Origin of the sequence: Jidongwangia harbinensis, assembly GCF_020216025.1 — a bacterium.
Lineage (GTDB): Bacteria > Actinomycetota > Actinomycetes > Mycobacteriales > Micromonosporaceae > Actinoplanes > Actinoplanes harbinensis.
In genome coordinates, this window is the sequence record NZ_JAIWNC010000005.1 from 245,512 (window position 1) to 263,734 (window position 18,223).

The 18,223-nt window shown below is 72.8% G+C and carries 14 protein-coding genes; 12 read left to right on the plus strand and 2 right to left on the minus strand.

Going from position 1 to position 18,223, the window contains the following annotated elements:
• Positions 1-508: 508 nt before the first annotated feature.
• The 10 genes from LDL48_RS09815 (at position 509) to LDL48_RS09860 (ending at position 13,031) form a co-directional block, all read left to right on the plus strand.
• Positions 509-1,366 (plus strand): ABC transporter permease, encoded by an 858-nt coding sequence (locus LDL48_RS09815; RefSeq protein WP_225254713.1) that lies wholly within the window; start codon positions 509-511, stop codon positions 1,364-1,366.
• Between the two features lie 151 nt (positions 1,367-1,517).
• Positions 1,518-2,231: an ABC transporter ATP-binding protein gene (locus LDL48_RS09820; protein ID WP_225254714.1), complete on the plus strand. Its 714-nt coding sequence runs from the start codon at positions 1,518-1,520 to the stop codon at positions 2,229-2,231.
• On the plus strand, positions 2,228-3,838 hold the full coding sequence (locus LDL48_RS09825; protein WP_225254715.1) for an FAD-dependent oxidoreductase: 1,611 nt from the start codon (positions 2,228-2,230) through the stop codon (positions 3,836-3,838). The genes LDL48_RS09820 and LDL48_RS09825 overlap by 4 nt, the downstream gene beginning before the upstream one ends.
• Entirely contained in the window at positions 3,835-4,215 is a 381-nt protein-coding gene (locus LDL48_RS09830) for a 4Fe-4S dicluster domain-containing protein (RefSeq protein WP_225254716.1), read from the plus strand. The genes LDL48_RS09825 and LDL48_RS09830 overlap by 4 nt, the downstream gene beginning before the upstream one ends.
• The gene (locus LDL48_RS09835) at positions 4,208-5,185 is read left to right on the plus strand and encodes an ABC transporter substrate-binding protein (RefSeq protein ID WP_225254717.1); all 978 of its coding nucleotides are present in this window, start codon (positions 4,208-4,210) and stop codon (positions 5,183-5,185) included. Before LDL48_RS09830 ends, LDL48_RS09835 begins: the two co-directional genes overlap by 8 nt.
• A gap of 146 nt (positions 5,186-5,331) precedes the next feature.
• Positions 5,332-9,534 carry a polymorphic toxin-type HINT domain-containing protein gene (locus tag LDL48_RS09840; RefSeq protein WP_225254718.1) on the plus strand — a complete coding sequence of 1,401 codons (4,203 nt, stop codon included), beginning with the start codon at positions 5,332-5,334 and terminating at the stop codon, positions 9,532-9,534.
• Positions 9,524-9,985, plus strand: a complete 462-nt coding sequence (locus tag LDL48_RS09845; RefSeq protein ID WP_225254719.1) for a hypothetical protein — start codon at positions 9,524-9,526, stop codon at positions 9,983-9,985. Before LDL48_RS09840 ends, LDL48_RS09845 begins: the two co-directional genes overlap by 11 nt.
• 58 nt (positions 9,986-10,043) lie before the next feature.
• A complete protein-coding gene (locus LDL48_RS09850; RefSeq protein ID WP_225254720.1) occupies positions 10,044-11,300 on the plus strand; it encodes a PP2C family protein-serine/threonine phosphatase in 1,257 nt (418 codons plus the stop codon).
• A gap of 331 nt (positions 11,301-11,631) precedes the next feature.
• Positions 11,632-12,417, plus strand: a complete 786-nt coding sequence (locus LDL48_RS09855; RefSeq protein WP_225254721.1) for a DsbA family protein — start codon at positions 11,632-11,634, stop codon at positions 12,415-12,417.
• Entirely contained in the window at positions 12,414-13,031 is a 618-nt protein-coding gene (locus LDL48_RS09860) for a vitamin K epoxide reductase family protein (protein ID WP_225254722.1), read from the plus strand. The genes LDL48_RS09855 and LDL48_RS09860 overlap by 4 nt, the downstream gene beginning before the upstream one ends.
• A gap of 9 nt (positions 13,032-13,040) precedes the next feature.
• Here LDL48_RS09860 and LDL48_RS09865 read toward each other — a convergent pair whose 3' ends face one another.
• Positions 13,041-15,431, minus strand: coding sequence for a phosphoketolase family protein (locus tag LDL48_RS09865; protein WP_225254822.1), 2,391 nt, complete (start codon positions 15,429-15,431; stop codon positions 13,041-13,043).
• A 105-nt stretch (positions 15,432-15,536) separates the two neighbouring features.
• Positions 15,537-16,370 carry a hypothetical protein gene (locus LDL48_RS09870; protein ID WP_225254723.1) on the minus strand — a complete coding sequence of 278 codons (834 nt, stop codon included), beginning with the start codon at positions 16,368-16,370 and terminating at the stop codon, positions 15,537-15,539.
• A gap of 95 nt (positions 16,371-16,465) precedes the next feature.
• Between LDL48_RS09870 and LDL48_RS09875 the strand changes: the two genes are divergently transcribed.
• Positions 16,466-17,416, plus strand: a complete 951-nt coding sequence (locus LDL48_RS09875) for an aldo/keto reductase (RefSeq protein ID WP_225254724.1) — start codon at positions 16,466-16,468, stop codon at positions 17,414-17,416.
• Positions 17,404-18,195 (plus strand): SDR family NAD(P)-dependent oxidoreductase, encoded by a 792-nt coding sequence (locus LDL48_RS09880; protein ID WP_225254725.1) that lies wholly within the window; start codon positions 17,404-17,406, stop codon positions 18,193-18,195. Before LDL48_RS09875 ends, LDL48_RS09880 begins: the two co-directional genes overlap by 13 nt.
• Positions 18,196-18,223: the final 28 nt, after the last annotated feature.

Here is an 18,223-nt window from a genome sequence, read left to right on the forward strand (position 1 = left end):
CGTCACGCCCGCGACACGCTGCCGCGCCTCCACTGCCGTCTACTTGATCTCATCGTTCAAAACCCTACTTGACACATAGGGTTTTGGGGTTAAGGGTTAGTGACATGACCAGCCAGGACGTCGCCCTCGACGACATCGCACTTGCGGTGTCCCGTGGCTGCGGCCGCGACTGGACCTCGTCCCGCGGCCGCTGCCGCTGACCCCGTAACCGCGGACACCGACACCGCGGTCGAACCACCAAGGACACCGGCACCGCGGATCGATGTCACCACCAAGGACACCGGCACCGCGGGTCGATGTCACCACCGCGGACCGGCAACACGCCGAGAACCCTATGCCCAGGCCGTAGCCAGTGAAGCCGCACGGCCGGCAAGCCGCGCGCAACGACGCCGCGGCCCCGCCACGCGCCGCCGAGGCCGTGGCTCCTCCCCCGGACACCCGGGTTCACCCTGCCCTCGTCGGCGACCGCACCGTGGCACGTGCTGGCGTGCGGCGCGAAGGAGTCGCCATGTCCTCGTCCGTTCTGGTCCGTACCGATGTTGCCTCGGCACCGGCCGTCACCGGCACCGGGCCGGAGCGGCACCGCCCGCCCGGACCGGGTTGGCGGCAGCGGGTCGCGCCGCTGCGCCGCCTCACCGGTCTCGTTGCCGTGTTCCTGCTGTGGCAGGTCGGCGCGAGCGCCGGCTGGCTGGGCAGCACCACCCCGTCGCCGGCCGAGGTGGTGAACGCGGCGGGCGAGCTGATCGGCAGTGGCGAACTTCAGCACCATCTCGGGGTGTCGCTGGCGCGGGTCGCCAAGGGGCTGGCCATCGGGCTGGCCGTGGGACTGGTGCTGGGGCTGGCGGCGGGACTGCTCCGGCTGGCCGAGGATGTGATCGACGCGCCGATCCAGTCGTTGCGGATGTTGCCGCACCTGGCGCTCGTACCCGTCTTCATCATCTGGTTCGGCATCGGCGAGACGTCGAAGATCGCGCTGATCGCGATCGGCCCGATCTTTCCGTTGTATCTCAACGTGCTGCACGGCATCCGCGGTGTCGACGAGCGGCTGGTCGAGTCGGCGCGGTCCTGCGGGGTCACCCGGCTGGGCCTGATTCTGCGCGTCATCCTGCCCGGCGCGCTGCCGCAGATTCTGGTCGGACTGCGGCAGGCGCTGGGCATCGGCTGGTTGAGCCTGGTGGTGGCGGAGCAGACGGCGACCACGGCGGGCGTCGGCTTCCTGATGAACGACGCCCGCGAGTTCCTGCGTACCGATGTGATCTTCGTGGTGTTGGTGATCTACGCGTTGCTGGGGCTGTTCACCGACCTGTTCGTCCGCTTGATCGAGCGCCGCGCACTGGCCTGGCGCCGCGGCTTCACGGGCGAGTGAGCACGCGCGTGAGCGAGAGAGCAGGAACGGGCGAGCAGCAGCAGGCGAGCAGGAGCGAGAGAGCAGGAACGGGCGAGCAGCAGCGGGCGAGCAGGAGCGAGAGAACGGGAGCGGACGCGCAGACCGTCAGCGAGAGAACGGGAGCGGGACGATGACCGAGGTGAAGGTGCGCGACGCGCGCCGCACATTCGACGGCCGGGACGTGTTGACCGGCGCGGAGCTGGACATCGCCGACGGTGAGTTCGTGGCGCTGCTCGGCGCGAGCGGGTCCGGCAAGAGCACGCTGCTGCGCGCGGTGGCCGGGCTGGACCGCGGTGCGACCGGTGAGTTCACCGTGCCGGACCGGCGGGCGATCGTGTTCCAGGAGCACCGGCTGATGCCGTGGAGCCGGGTGTGGCGCAACGTCACGCTCGGACTGTCCGGATCGGACCTGCGCGGGCGGGCGCTGCGGGCGCTGACCGAGGTGGGCCTGGCCGCCCGTGCCGACGCCTGGCCGCGCACGTTGTCCGGCGGGGAGTCGCAGCGGGTGGCGCTGGCCCGGGCGCTGGTGCGTACCCCGGAACTGCTCCTGCTGGACGAACCCTTCGGCGCGCTCGACGCGCTCACCCGGATCCGGGCGCAGGCGCTGGTGGCGAAGTTGTGGGCCGACCACCGGCCGGCCGTGCTCCTGGTCACGCACGACGTCGAGGAGGCGTTGCGGCTCGCCGACCGGGCCCTCGTGCTGCGGGACGGACGGATCGCCGAGGAGTTCGTCGTGGACGTGCCCCGCCCCCGTGAAGTGGACCATCCGCGGCTGCTCACCCTGCGCCGCGACCTGCTGCGAGCCCTCGGAGTGAAGACCTCCGAAAGCGAGGAGACATCATGACCGGTACGACACCCCTGGACCTCACCGCGGACGTGGTGATCGTGGGCGGCGGGCCGGCCGGCACCTGGGCCGCGCTCACCGCGGCCGAGGCCGGCGCGGACGTGCTGCTGCTGGACAAGGGCTACTGCGGTACCTCCGGGCCGACCGCCTCCGGCGGGACCGGGGTCTGGTACGTGCAGCCGGAACCCGCGGCGCGGGAGAAGGCAATGGCCAGCCGGGAGAAGCTCGGCGGGTACCTGCAGGACCGCCGGTGGATGGCCCGCACGCTGGATCAGACGTACGCGAACATGAACCGGCTCGCGACCGAGGCGCGCTACCCGTTCCCGGTGGTCGACGGCCGGCCGCACCAGCGCGGTCTGCAGGGGCCGGAGTACATGCGGCGGATGCGGTCCTGGATCAAGCGGGCCGGGGTCCGGATCCTGGACCACAGCCCGGTCACCGAACTGCTGGTGGACAACGCCGGAACGGTCGCGGGGGTACGCGGACACCGCCGCCAGCACGGCACCGACTACCGGGTCCGGGCCGGCGCCGTGGTGCTGGCCACCGGCGGCTGCGCGTTCCTGTCCAAGGCACTGGGTTGTGACGTGGCGACCGGCGACGGTGCGCTGTACGCCGCCGAGGTGGGCGCCGCGATGTCCGGCATGGAGTTCTCCACCGCGTACGCCATCGCCCCGGCCTTCACCTCGGTGACCAAGACCGCGTACTACGGCTTCGCCACGTTCTTCCACGGCGACGGCACCCCGCTGGCCGGGGCCGGTAGCCAGGGCGGCCGCTCGGTGATCGCCCGGGAGCTGCTGCGCACCGGGACCGTGCTGTGCCAGATCGACCAGGCCACCCCGGAACAGCAGACCCAGATGCGGATCGGACAGCCGAACTTCTTCCTCACCTTCGACCGGCTCGGCATCAACCCGTTCACCGACAAGTTCCCGGTGACCCTGCTGCTCGAGGGCACCGTACGCGGCACCGGCGGCATCCGGATCGCCGGCGACGACTGCGCCACCAGCGTGCCCGGCCTGTACGTGGCCGGCGACGCGGCCACCCGGGAACTGGTCTGCGGCGGGTTCACCGGCGGCGGCAGTCACAACTCGGCCTGGGCCATGTCGTCCGGCACCTGGGCCGGGGGCGGCGCCGCCCGGTTCGCCGCGGCGCTGGGTGCGCACGCGTCCCGGCGGCGGCTCGTCGGCGCCGGCGGTGCCGGGATCCGTCCCACCGGCCGCCCGGCCGCGGGTGACGCCTGGGACGAGGTGCAGGACGTGCTGCGCCGGCAGGTGCACCCGTACGACAAGAACTACCTGCGCAACGGCGACCGGCTGCGGCCCGCGCTGGCCGAGCTGAACCAGGTGTGGGACCGGCTGCGGGCCGGCGCGGCCGCCGACCCGGCCGGCACTCCCCGGCTGCGGCAGGCGTCCGCGATGGTGGCGCACGCACGGTGGATGTACACCGGCGCGCTGGCCCGCACGGAGAGCCGCGGCATGGCCCGCCGCGAGGAGTTCCCGGAGCTGGATCCGGCCCAGCACCGGCGGCTCACCGTCGGCGGCCTGGACGAGCTGTGGGTACGCCCGGAGCAGCTGCTCCCGGCCCGCCCAGAACTGGCGGTGGCGTCATGATCGAGATCGTCTCGACGAGCCGCTGCGTCACCTGCGACGTGTGCATCGCGGTCTGCCCCACCAACGTGTTCGACCGCGGCCCGGACGGCGTACCGGTGATCGCCCGGCAGAGCGACTGCCAGACCTGCTTCATGTGCGAGGCGCACTGCCCGGCGGACGCGCTGTTCGTGGCGCCGTTGACGCATGCCGCGCCGGACGGCTCACCGCTGCGCGACGAGGCGCACCTGACCGAGGCGGGGCTGCTCGGCAGCTACCGCAAGGAGATCGGCTGGGGCCGCGGCCGTAAGCCCGGTGCCCGCCTCGCCGTCGGCCCGGAACTGGGCCGGGCCCGGATCACCCCCGCACCTACCCCGCAAGGAGAACTCACCGATGCGTAGGAACTCATTGCTGACCCTGGCCCTCGGCGGTCTGCTGGCGCTGGCCGGTTGCGGCGCCGACCCGTCGGAGGCGGCCGGGCCGGGCGACGGCTTCACGTTGCGCGTCGGCGCGATCGGCAGCAGCAACAAGCTGTCCGGGCCGGTCGGGTACCTGAACGAGAAGGGCGGCCTGGTCCCGGCGCTCGCCTCGGTCGGGGTCACCGCGGTCAAGGTGGTGACGTTCCCGAACGGACCGGACCTGAACCAGGCGCTGGCCGCCGGTGAGCTGGACCTGGCCACGTACGGCGACACCCCGGCCCTGGTGGCCCGCGGCGCCAGGCAGCCCACCCGGCTGATCGCCCAGGCCCAGATCCGGCTGGACGCCGGCATCCTCGCCAGGAAGGCCGGCGGGCCGGCCGAGCTGGCCGACCTGAACGGCAAGAAGGTCGCCGTGCAGACCGGCTCGTACATCCACCGTTACCTGCTCGGCGCGTTGGCCGACGCCGGGGTGAAGCCGGCCGAGGTCATCCACATCTACAGCTCGGACGTGGAGGCGGCGCTGGAACGCGGCGACGTGGACGCGGCGGCGGTGCCGATCGCCAACGTGGAGGCCCTGAAGGCTAAGGGCTACCCGCTGGTCGACCTGGCGTCCAAGGACCACCCGCAGTATCTCGGCACCAGCGCCACCGTGGTGACCGAGAAGTTCCTCAAGGCCCGGCCCGGGATCGTCCCGGCGTGGCAGAACGCGCAGCGCGAGGCGACCGGGAAGGCGAAGGCCGACTGGCCCGGTTTCCTGGCGTACACGGTGAGCATCAACGGCTTCCCACCCAAGATTGTGGCGGCCACCACGGTGGCCGATCAATGGCCGGCCGAGGCGTTCACCCCGGAGGGCCTGGCTCTGCTCAAGGGCACGAAGGAGTTCCTGGTCACACAGAAGTTCGTCCGGACGGACTTCGACCTGGAGGAGTGGATCGCCCGAGCCGGTACGTGAGGGCGGTTCCCCGGACAGGGCAGCGCGGCAATCCGCCGTTTGGCAGACTGGCCCGCGCTGCCCTCAGGATGACGACTTTCGATCTCCGGGCAGCGCGCTGACGTCTGTCCGCGGCCGCGAGTCGCACGGTGAAACGGGGGCCTCTGTTGAATCCTCTCCTCCACCCACTACGCCGCCGCCGCAGGCGGCTGTCCCGCCCGGTGCGGGGCGCGGCGACCGTGACCGCCCTGGTGGTGACGGCGTCGCTGCTGCAGGCGACCCCGCCGGCGTCCGCCGCGGAGATCGACATCCGGGCCTACCGGGAGACCGCCGCCGACTACCTGACGTCCGGCGGGCCGTCCGTGCGACGGGCCGCCGAGGCCGCCCTGCTCGGGTCGGAACAGGACCTGCGCACCTTCTTCGACACCGGGCGGCAGCAGGCGCAGGACGCCGACGCCCGGGCCGCGGCCCAGGTGCTCGCCTCGATGGACGGCGCGACGGTACGCAGCGCGGCGTTGCGTGCGCTCGACGGCTCGGCCGAGGACGTCCGCCGGTTCGTCGACGGCGGATGGGAGTCGGCCTGGACCGCCGACGAGCGTCAGCGGGTGTACCGGGTGCTGGAGGCCGCCGCCGGGCCGACGACGAAGTCGTCCGCCGAGAAGGCGCTGGCGGGCTCGGCCGAGGACATCCGGAACTTCCTCTCCTCCGGCCGGGACGCGGCGGCCTACGCCGACGACCGGCTGGCCGCGACGCGGATGCTGACCGGCGGCGCGAACAACAGCGGGCCGGTGCTGAACACGGCCGCGCAGGAGGCGCTGAACGGATCGGCCGAGGAGCTGGCGGAGTTCATCGCCACCGGCCAGTTCGTGGCCCGTGCCCGGGATGCCGAGCTGGCCTCGATCAAGGCGCTGACCGAGCAGGCGAAGCAGGCCGGTGAGACGACCGCCCGCGAGTCGCTGGCCGCGGAGGAGTTCTCCACCCGGGCCGCGAACGCCGCGGAGGAAGCGAAGAAGGCCGCACAGGCCGCGCAGTCCGAGGCCCAGGCGGCCGGCGGCGCGGCGGCGAAGGCGTCGGCGGCGGCCGGCCGGGCCGCGGACGCGGCCGAGGGCGCGGCGGACGCCGCCAAGGAGGCGGTCGCGGCGTCGAACGCGGCGATGCGGGCCGCCCGGACCGCGGCGGATGCGTCCCGGCGGGCCGTGACGGCGGCATCGTTGACCGCCCAGGCAGCGGCGCGGGCCAACCGTGCCGCCGCGGCGGCGCGGGCGAACGCCGGTGACGCCCGGACCGCCCGGGAGGCGGCCGAGGCGGCCCGGGACGCGGCAGCGCGGGCCCGCGAGCTGGTGTATGTGAAGGTGGAGCGGGACCGGGCGCTGGCCCAGGCCGAGGCGTCGGCGCGGGCCGCGAAGGCGGCCGGCCGCAACGCGGCGGACGCGGCTTCGGCGGCGGACGCGGCGAGCCGTCACTCCGGCGTGTCGGCGCAGCAGGCACAGCGGGCGCGGGCCGCGGCGGCCAGTGCCCGGGCGGCGGCGGCCACCGCGGATCGCGCGGCGGACCGGGCCGAGGCGCTGGCCCGGTCGGCGGCGCAGGCGTCGGCGGACGCGTTCCGGTTCGCCGAGCAGGCGGCGACGCACGCCGAGAACGCGCAGCGGGCGGCGCTGGCCGCGGCGGCCGCGGCGGACCAGGCGCAGTACTCGGCCGCCGAGTCGGCCAAGGCGGCGAACGCCGCGGTGGAGGCGGCGAACGTGGCGGTGGCGGCGGCCACCAGGGCGGGCGAGCTGGAGCAGCTGGCCCGCCAGGAGGACGAGATCCGGCTGACCGAGGCGACCGAGCAGGGCATCGTCTCCGCGCAGGACGCTCGGGCCGAGGAGGAGGAGCAGAAGGCCGCCGGCGGCGCGCTGGCGGCGTGGAACCGGGCCCTGCAGTGGGACACCGCGGAGGAGCTGCGGGTCGACGCGTCGACCCGGACGCTGCTGAACGAGGCGGCGGCGGTGGGCGCCCCGGCGACCGAGATGATGGACAAGGGCCGTCGCGCGGCGGTGGCGCTGGCCACCACCGGTGGCGAGTGGACCAAGTACGCCGCGCTGGACGTGCTGGCCGGCGGCGAGGTCGAGATGCGTACCTGGCTGACCACCGGCCGGCGCGCCGCCTCCGGTCAGGACGACCGGTCGCGGGTGTGGCACCTGATCGACACGTTGCCGGACGGGGCCGAGAAGACCGCCGCCCGGACCGCGCTGACCGGCGACGACGCCACGGTGGAGGCGTTCCTGCGCACCCGCAACCACAGCGGGAAGGTGACCAAGGACCGGCAGGCCATGTACGCGATCCGCGATGCGGCCGTCGCGGCCGGTCAGGTCAACCTGAAGGCGGCGGTGGACCAGGCGCTGTTGGGTGACGCCGCCGCTGCGCACGAGTTCCTGCGCACCGGTCAGCACACCGCCCGGACCGCCGACGAGCGGCTCGAGGTGTACCGGGTGATGGAGACCGGCGGACCGGAGGTCAAGGCCGCCGGGCAGGTGGCGCTCTCCGGGCCGGCGTCGTTCATCTCCTACTTCCTGACCACGTCCCGCTACCAGGCCGCGCAGCGTGACCTGGAACAGGCCGCCCACGTCGCCACGGTGCGCAAGCTGCTCCTGGAGGCGCAGCAGTACGCGCAGAAGGCGCTGGAGGACGCCGCCCGGGCGCAGGAGGCGGCGCTGGACGCGGCCGGCAGCGCGGGCGACGCCGACAAGGCGGCGGCCCGGGCCGACGCCGCGGCGCGCGAAGCGGAGAAGCACCGCGTCAACGCGCGGGCCTCGGCCGACGCGGCCAAGCAGTCCGCCGAGGACGCGGCGCGGTCCGCCCAGACCGCCCGTAACGCCGCCAACTCCGCGCAGGCCAGCGCGAACAGTGCGGCCAAGTCGGCGGCGACGGCGAGCGCCGCGTCCCGCCGGGCCAGTGCGGATGCCGCGGCCGCGGCGGAGGACGCCCGGGACGCCCGCGCGTCGGCCACCGCGGCGGGCAAGGACGCCGCGGCGGCGGACGCCGCGGCCAAACAGGCGTCCGCGATCTACGCCACCAAGCTGCGCGAATGGGAGGAACAGCAGCGCAGTACCGCCCCGGGCTCCGGGCCGGGCGGTAACGGGACCGCGGCGGACAGCCACAAGACCTGGGGCTGCCTGGTGCCGGAATCGGCCCTGTCGCCGCAGTGCGTGAACGTCTACAAGGATCTGGCCGGGGTGCTGACCAACCCGGCCAAGTGCAGCGCACCGGCCAACGCGGGTTCGCCCGGCTGCTCGATGCTCAACGACCTCAAGGGTTTCGTGGACGAGAACCCGGGCCTGATGCTGGACATGCTCCAGTTCGTCCTGGGCATGTGCGGCCTGGTCCCCGGCGCCGGTGAGGTGTGCGACGCGGCGGACGCGGCGATCTCGTTCGGCCGTGGTGACACGGTGGGTGGTCTGCTCTCGCTCGGCGCCATGGTGCCGGTCGTCGGCTGGCTCGCCTCCGGCGCCAAGGCCCTGAAGAACGCGGACAAGCTGCGCACCGTCAAGAACATCGTGGAGCAGCTCGCCAAGTGCGGCAGCAGCTTCACGCCGGGCACCGCGGTCCTGCTGGCCGACGGCCGCCGCCGGGCGATCGAGCGGATCCGGGTCGGCGACAAGGTCCTGGCGACCGATCCGGTCACCGGGGTCACCGCGGCCAAGGCGGTCACCGCGCTGATCGGCAGTGTCGGAGTCAAGCAGCTCGTCGACGTCACGGTGGACACCGACGGCGCGGCGGGCGAGGCGACCGGCACGGTCACGGCCACCCACAACCACCCGTTCTGGGTGCGGGACCTGAACGCCTGGGTCCGGGCGGAGGCGCTGGAGTCGGGGCAGTGGGTGCGTACCTCGGCCGGTACCTGGATGCAGATCGACACGGTGCGGGAACGGACCGCGCGGGCGCGGGTCTTCAACTTCTCCGTCGCCGACCTGCAGACCTACTACGTGGTGGCCGGTGACACTCCGGTGCTGGTGCACAACGCCGGTTGCCCGCCGGCGATCGGGTTCAGCACGGACACCGTCGCCACGGCGTACCAGGGGATGCGGAGCGAGGGCGGGCACGCGATGCGCCGGCTCGTCGGCGACATCATCCCGAACGCGGGCAGCAACGAGGCGAAGCGGCAGGCGTTCGAGAACCTGACGTCGTCCGTCCTGACCAATCCACAGAAGACCTTCGACTGGACGCTCGGCGGGACCGGCGGCATCCGGAACAAGGGGTTCATCGGCGAGGTCAACGGCAAGACCGTCGTGCTGTTCGTCGCGAAGGAAGGCGAGTACCAGGGTAGGGTCACGTCGTCGAAGGTCGTCACGCCCGAGGACCTCAGGCTGCGGGGAATTTGTGGCTGCTGACCTGGCCTCCGGGTTGCGCTTCGCGGCGCAGCCGGTGATCAGTGTCTTCGTGCCGGGAAGCCAGTCGTCGCCGCCGGACTTCACGTCCGGCGGCACGGCCCCGGTCGAGGTGCAGACGTACCCGCTGGAACGCGACGACCCCGGATGGTTCCCATATCCGGTGGTCACCGAGTACGACCTGGTGTTCGACGAGTTGCCGGCCGACCTGCACGCCTATCTGGGGCACTGCCTGCGGGTGGCGTGCGCGGCGGCCGGCACCGTGGTCTGGCTCGGGTTCGAGGGGTCGTTCCACTTCGACCACGTCCTCACCGAGGTGAGCGCGCCGCAGACCTACGGCGTGTGTGCGCCCGGGGTCGATCCGGTCGTGGCGCCGGATCTGCCGGCGCTGCGGACCCCGGAATGGCAGGCGGTGATCCGGTCCTTCCTCGACCGGCTCCAGTTCCCGAGGTGACTCGACGCGGTGGTGCAGGTTCTGCTCTCGGGTGCCGGACGTCCGTATGCTGCCCGGCATGGAACCATCGGTCGACGAGGTGCTGTCCGGGATGCTGGCCTCGGCCGAGGCTGCCACGCCGGTAGAGGCCGTCGAGGCGGTCACCCGGGAACTCGGCGCGGCGTTACCCGCCCGCAGCATCTCGTTCCTCATCGCCGACCTCAGCGGCCGAGCGTTGGTCCGGCTGGCACACGTCGCGTTCCACTCGGCCGCCGAAGGCCGCCGCGACAACGGCGAACTCGCCACCGTGGTGCCGTTTGACGGCGGCCACCAGGAGCAGGCGTTGCGAGCCCAGGCACTGCACGTGGTTGCGACCGGCACCGGATGGACGGTGCTGGCGCCGGTCACCGAACGCGGCGAGGTCATCGGCCTGCTGGAAGTCGTCCTGGGTGCCGCACCAGCACCGCAGGCCCTCACGGAGATCGCCCGGACGGCGCATGCGCTGGCGTTCGTGGTGATCGCCAACCGGCGTCACACCGACCTGTTCGAGTGGGGACAGCGCACCACCGCGTTCACCCTGTCGGCGGAAATCCAACGCCGGCTCCTACCCGCCGCGTTCACCTGCGAAGGCGGCTCGTTCACCCTGTCCGGCTGGCTCGAACCGGCGGCGAGCATCGGTGGGGACACCTTCGACTACAGCGTCGCCCGGGACACCCTGCACTTCAGTGTCACCGACGCCATGGGCCACGGCGTGGCCAGCGCCTTGACCGCCACGCTCGGCGTGGGAAGCCTGCGTAACTCCCGCCGGGCGGGGCACAGCCTGACCGAGCAGGCCGACCGGGCCAGCGCCGCGGTCGCTCAACACGGTCCGACCCGAGGCGCCTTCATCACCGCCGTCCTCGGACGCCTGGACTTGCACTCCGGGGTATGCGAGATGATCAATGCGGGCCATCTGCCACCGGTCCTGGTCCGTGATGGCGACCCGCACCAGCTGGAGCTGCCCCGGAACTTCGCGCTGGGAATGTTCCCGGAGACGCCGTTCACCGCAGGTACGGTCACGTTGCGGCCCGGCGACCGCCTGGTGGTCGTCACCGACGGCATGCGCGAACGCAAGGCCGCCGCGCTGGACCTGCCCGCCAAGCTCCGGTCACTCGCCGCGCTGCACCCCCGCGAAACCGCACGTGCCCTGGCCGACGCCGTCCTCGCCGTGGCCGGCCCCGTCCTCGCCGACGACGCCACGCTGTTGCTCCTCGACTGGCACGGGCATCACGGCCGGCCTCGCCGCGCCAACGCGGGCGCCGACCATGCCGCCGACACCTCGGCCGACTCCCGCTGACCCCGGACGCCGCTCAGGAGGGCAAGCGCGGTCCGACATCCACGCGCGGAAGCAACGACACCAGGAGCGTTTCGCGTATCCGCTCGCACGGTGACGAGACGAAGCCGTCCTTCAAGACCACCGAACTGGTCGTCTACGTCCTCGCTGTCGCCGGCGTGCTGATCGCCTCACTGATCCTCAGTCCTGAGCGGCCCCGGTGCGGCGACCAGATCGAGATGGTCGCCACGCCGGGGCTTCCTCGTGCCCCCGGCACGGACGGGACCAATGGCGGGACCCAGGGACTTTCGCCACTCCCTACCGGCGCCTCGGCGCGGGACGGTGGAGCCCGGAGATGACGTCACCCCGGGGGTCGAGCATGGGCAAGCAGGGTCGTGAGCGTTCCCGCGCGGTACGGGAGGCGCAAGCCGCCGTCCTGGCACGGCGCAGCCGCCGGCAGCGGTGGGTGCTGGCCGGCGGCGGACTGGTGATCGTGGCGTTGCTCGCGGCGATCGTGGTCGTCGTGGTGAACGCCGCCGGCTCGAAGTCCGGTGACACCGTGGCCGGCGCCGTGGTGCGGCCGGCGAACGCCACCGCCGCGGGCGCGCTGACGATCGGCGACCCGGACGCGCCGGTACGGCTGGAAGTGTTCCTCGACTACATGTGCCCGTTCTGCGGGCGCTTCGAGCGGGCCAACGGCGCCGAGATCGACCGGCTGGTCGGCGCCGGCACCGTACGGCTGGAGGTCTACCCGCTGGCGTTCCTGGACGAGGCGTCCCGCGGCACCGAATACTCCAGCCGCACCGCGAACGCGGCGGCCACCGTCGCGGACCGGGCACCCGCACAGCTGCCGGCGTTCCACCGGGCGCTGTTCGACCGCCAGCCGGAGGAAGGCACCGCCGGACTGACCGACGACGAGATCGCCGGACTGGCCCGCGCGGCCAAGGTCCCGGACGACGTGGTGGCGCAGTTCGGCGAGCGGCGGTTCGCGGCGTGGGTGGCCGCCTCGACGAAGACCGCGCTGGACGACATCTCCGGCACGCCGACGGTACGGATCGACGGCAGGCAGTTCACCGGCGACCTCTACCAGGCCGGCCCGCTCACCCAGGCGATCACCGCCGCGGCGACGGGTCCGCAGTGACCGCACTGACCGGCCTGCGGGCGGTGCGGCACTCGGACGTCTGGATCTTCGGCACCATGTTGTTCTCCGCGTGCCTCAGTCTGATCGCCTCGTTCGTGCTGTCGGTGGACGCGGTCACCCTCGCCGCCGACCCGGCCAGCGACCTGTCCTGCAACATCAACGCGGTGATCAGTTGCGGCACGGTGGGCGGTTCGTGGCAGGCGCACCTGTTCGGCTTCCCGAACGCGTTCCTCGGCCTGGTCGCCGAGCCGGTGGTGATCACGGTGGCGGTCGCGAGCCTGGGCGGTGTGCGGTTCCCCCGCTGGTTCATGTGCGCCGCGCAGGTGGTGTACACGCTCGGGTTCGGGTTCGCGTACTGGCTGCTGTACCAGTCGATGTTCGTGATCGGCGCGCTGTGCCCGTGGTGCCTGCTGGTCACGGTGTCGACGACGCTGGTCTTCGCGTCGCTCACGCACGTCAACCTCCGCGACGGGAACCTCTACCTGCCGCCCCGGGTCCAGGCGCCGGCCGTCCGGTTCCTGCACGCCGACCTCGACGTCCTGGCCGTCACGATCTGGTTGCTGGTGCTGGCCCTCGCGGTGGTGCTGAAGTACGGCGGCACGCTGTTCGCCTGACCTTCGGGGTCAGCCCTGCTGGGCCCAGTCGCCGAGCGACCAGTCGCGGACCTCCGGCATGTCCTCGAGATGATCCACCACGTACGCCTCGTGCTTGGCGAGCTGCGCCGCGCACCAGTGCTTGAGCTCGGTGGCCCCGCGCGGCAGCCGCTTGGCGTTGTTGATCGCGTCCATCACCAGGTGGTAGCGGGACGCCTTGTTCCGCACCGTCATGTCGAACGGGGTGGTCGTGGTGCCCTGCTCGATGAAGCCGCGCACCCGGAACCGGTCCGCGTCCGGCCGCCCGTGCACCAGCTGATGGATCGCGCCCGGGTAGCCGTGGAACGAGAACACCACGTCGACCGTGTCGGTGAACAGCTCGGTGAACAGCGTCGGGTCCATGCCGTGCGGGTGGTCCTTCGGCCGGGACAATGCCATCAGGTCCACCACGTTCACCACCCGCACCCTCAGCCCCGGCAGCCGCTGCCGGAGGATCTGGGCGGCCGCCACGGTCTCCATGGTCACCACGTCACCGGCGCAGGCCAGCACGATGTCCGGGTCGCTGGTGCCGTCGTCGGTGCCGGCCCACTCCCACACCCCGGCACCCCGGGCGCAGTGCGCGATCGCCTCGTCCATGGTCAGCCACTGCAGCTGCGGCTGCTTGTCGATCACGATCAGGTTCACGTACGACCGGGACCGGAAACAGTGGTCCGCCACCGACAGCAGGCAGTTCGCGTCCGGCGGCAGGTACACCCGCGCCACGTCCCCGCGCTGGTTCAGCACCACCTGGATCAGTCCCGGGCCCTGGTGCGAAAAGCCGTTGTGGTCGTTGCGCCACGCGGTCGAGGTGAGCAGCACGTTCAGGCTGGGCACCGGCGCCCGCCACGGCAGATGCGCCGCCTCCTGCAGCCACTTGCCGTGCTGCACCGTCTGCGACGCGCTCACCATGGCGAACGCCTCGTACGTGGCGAACATGCCGTGCCGCCCGGTCAGCGTGTAACCCTCCAGCCAGCCGTGGCAGTTGTGCTCGGAGAGCACCTCCATCACCCGGCCGTCCCGGCTCAAGCCGGTGTCCGCCGCGCTGACCTGTTCCATGAAGGCCCGGTCGGACACCTCGAACACCGCGCCCAGCCGGTTGCTGTTCGTCTCGTCCGGGCAGAACAACCGGAACCGGTCCGGGTTGCGGGAGTAGATGTCGCGCATCAGCTCGCCGAGCTTGCGCGTCGACTCGGCGCGGAACTGCGCCGGCCGCGGCACGTCCACCGCGTAGTACCGGAAGTCCGGCAGGTCCAGGTCGCGGGTGAGCACCCCGCCGTTGGCGTGCGGGCTCGCGCTCATCCGCAGCTTGCCCTCCGGTGCCAGCGCCCGCACCGCCTCGACCGGCGCACCGGACGCGTCGAACAGCTCCTCGGGCCGGTACGACCGCAGCCACTCGTCCAGCACGCGCAGGTGGTCCGGGTTGTCACGAACCCCGGACAGCGGCACCTGATGCGACCGCCAGGTGCCGGTCACCTGCACCCCGTCGACCTGGTCCGGGCCGGTCCAGCCCTTCGGGGACCGCAGCACGATCAGCGGCCAGCGCGGCCGGGTGCCGTCCCAGTCCCCGCCCCGGGCGGAGCGCTGGATGTCCCGGATCCGGCCCCACGCCTGGGCCAGCGCCGCGGCGAACCGGTGGTGCATGCCGGGCAGGTCGTCGCCCTCGACCTCGAGCACCTCGTACCCGTGGCCCTCCAGCAGGGACCGCACCTCGGCCCGGTCCTTGCGCGCCAGCACGGTCGGACCGGCGATCTTCGCACCGTTCAGGTGCAGCACCGGCAGCACCGCACCGTCGCGGGCCGGGTTGAGGAACGAGACGCCCTTCCAGGAACCTTCCAGCGGGCCGGTCTCCGCCTCGCCGTCACCCACCACGGCAACCGCCAGCAGATCCGGGTTGTCCATCACCGCCCCGAACGCGTGTACCAGCGCGTAGCCCAGCTCCCCGCCCTCGTGGATGGAGCCGGGCGTGGTCACCGACACGTGGCTGGGGATGCCGCCGGGGCTGGAGAACTGCCGGAACAGCCGCAGCATCCCGGCCTCGTCCTGGGACACCGCCGGGTAGACCTCGCTGTAGGTGCCCTCCAGGTAGCCGGCCGCCACCAGCGCGGGACCGCCGTGGCCGGGACCGGTCAGGTAGATCGTCTGCTGGCCGGTGTGCCGGATGAGGCGGGAGACGTGCGCGTAGATCAGGGAGAGACCGGGGCTGGTGCCCCAGTGGCCGAGCAGCCGCGGCTTGATGTGCTCCGGCGCCAGCGGTTGCCGCAGCAGCGGGTTCCCGCGCAGGTAGATCTGCCCGATCGTCAGGTAGTTGTTGGCCCGCCACCAGGCGTCCAGTTGCGCCAGCTCCGCATCGTCGACCGTGCCGAGGGCAAGGTCATCCGTCACCGCTGTCACGAACGGTCTCCTCCCGAGTGTGGATCGTCACCGCACCCATCAGATACCGGCGCCGCGGGAGAACGGGTGAAAACCTCGGAATCCGTCCGGCGGCGCTCAGGCCGCCCGCGCCGCGGGCGGGTGCCAACCCAGGTGGTACGCCAGCTCGATCGGCGTGGCCAGGATGTCGGCACCGAGTTCGCGGCGGGCCGAGGCGTGGCAGGCGGCCCGGTCGGTGTGCGTGCCGTACACCTCGGGCCACTGGCGGCGCAGCCGCGGCTCGCCGCCGAACGTCATGTCGCCCGCCTCCAGCACCATCGGGTCGCCGTAGACCGCCACGTCGCAGCCGGCCAGCGCGCCGTACCAGATGGCGCTGCAGAGCCGGTTGGAGACGACCCGGCGGTGCCGCCGCAGTTCGGCCAGCTGGCGGTCGAGGAACTCCCGGTCGTGGTCACGCCACCAGAATCCGCGGTAGCCGTGGCAGATCACCCGGAACCCGGCCCGCTCGTACAGCCGGCGGATGGACCGCACCCGATGTTCGTTCCAGTACAGGCAGACCGTGATCGGCCCGTCCTCGGTGGCCTTCACCTCGTCGATGAGCCGCTGGTGGTCGCCGTGGACCTGCTGCCCCTCCCAGCCGTGGAACGGGTAGAAGATCGTGCCCTCCGGCTCCGTACCCGTCTCGGGGGTCATCGTCATCAGGTAGGCGAACGGTGACCCGACCGCGACGACGTTCCGCCGGCCCTGGGAGAACGCGCGGCGGCGGGTCTCCTCCGACCAGACCAGCAGGCGGCTGCCGGCGACGAACGGGACACCCGGGGCCAGACCGTCACCGATGTTCCAGCCGTGCTGCAGGTAGCCCTGCATGCGCGGCGGGTGCATGGGCTCGTCCAGACCGCAGTAGCGGGCGAGGACGTGGCCGTGGCCGTAGTAGTAGTTCGCGTGATGCATCGGGTGACCCGTGCCTCCGGGGCGGGGTGGACAACGTCTAGTCTGCCGATCGGCGACCTGACCATAGCGCGGACCGCGGCGGCGGAAAGGAAACGATGGCTGACCTGGACATGGCCATGCCGGTACGGGAACGTGACGGATACCGGCAGTCGGCGCTGGTGCTCGGCGCGGCGCAGCTCGGCGGCTCCTACGGCATCGCGAACACGGTCGGCATGCCGGACGACGACGCGACCGCCCGGCTGCTGCGGACCGCGGCGGAACTGGGCGTGACGCACGTCGACACGGCGCGCGCGTACGGCGAGAGCGAGCACCGGATCGGGGCCTGCCGGGTGCCGTCGCTCCGGGTGATCACCAAGGTGGCCCCGCTCGGCGGCGTCGCCGACGCGCCGGACGCGGTGCGCGCCGCGGTGACGGAGAGCGTCGCGCGCAGCCGCGCCGAACTCGGCGACGACCCGCTGACCCTGCTGCTGCACCGGGCCGCGGACGCGACCAGCGCCGGCGGCGCGGCCTGGGACACCCTGCGCGGGTACGCGGACGACGGCGTCGCCGACCGGATCGGCGTCTCCGTGCAGTCACCGGCCGAACTGCACACCGTGCTGGGGCTGCCCGGCCTCGGCTACGTGCAGCTGCCGTGCAACCTGCTCGACCGGCGCTGGCGGGACCCCGCCCTGACCGAGGCGCTCGCCGCGCGTCCCGGCCTGGTGGTCACCGCCCGCAGCGTGTACCTGCAGGGCCTGCTCGCCGCCGGTGCGGCGGTGCGCTGGCCGCACCTGAGCGACACGGACCGGGACACGCTGGTCGGCACGCTCGACCTGATCGCGAGCGAGCTGGGCCGGGACGGGCGGATCGAGTTGTGCCTGGCGTACGTGCTCGGGCTGCCCTGGGTGACGTCGGTGGTGATCGGCGCGGAGACCGAGGAGCAGGTGCGGCGCAACGTGTCGCTCGCGGTCCGGCCGCCGTTGTCCGCGGACGAGCGCGCGGCCGTGGTGTCCGCCCTTCCGGACGTGCCCGGGGCGCTGCTGGACCCGAGCCGGTGGACGTCGTGACCCCGGCGGAGCTGTTCGACCTCACCGGACGGGTGGCCGTGGTGACCGGCGCCACCGGGCGACTGGGCCGGGTGATGACCCGCACGCTGGCCGCGGCCGGCGCGCAGACCTGGGCGGTCGCCCGGAACCCGGACCGCCTGGCCGCGCTGGCCGGCGAACTCGCCGCGGACGGCCTGACCTGCCACCCGCACCCGTGCGACGTGACCTCCGACGCCGAGGTGGCGGCGCTGGCCGGTGCGCTGCCCGGCCGCCTCGACGTGCTGGTGCACAACGCGCACGTGGGCCGGGCCGGCTCGCTGCGCACGGCGGCGCCGGCCGACTACGCCGAGGCCGCCGAGCTGGCACTCACCGCGTTCCACCGGCTTCTCGGCGCGGTCCGGGAGCACCTGGTCCGGGCGGCCGCCGACGGTTCGCCGTCGGTGATCACGATCGGCTCGATGTACGGCGTGGTCAGCCCGCGGCCGTCGGTCTACGACGACCCGGATGCCGGCAATCCGCCGTACTACGGCGCGGTGAAGGCGGGCCTGATCCAGCTCACCCGGTACGCCGCGGTGGAGCTAGGCGCGAGCGGGGTGCGGGTGAACTGCCTCACTCCGGGCGCGTTCCCCGGCGAGGGCGGCGACCCGGAACTGCTGCGCCGGCTCGGTGCGCACACGCCGCTCGGCCGGGTCGGCACCCCGGCGGAATTGTCCACCGCCGTCCTCTTCCTGGCCTCCCCGCACAGCAGTTACCTCACCGGAGCGAACATCGTCGTGGACGGCGGACGTACTGTGTGGTGATGCATTGTCGACGCTGCGTCATGTCACT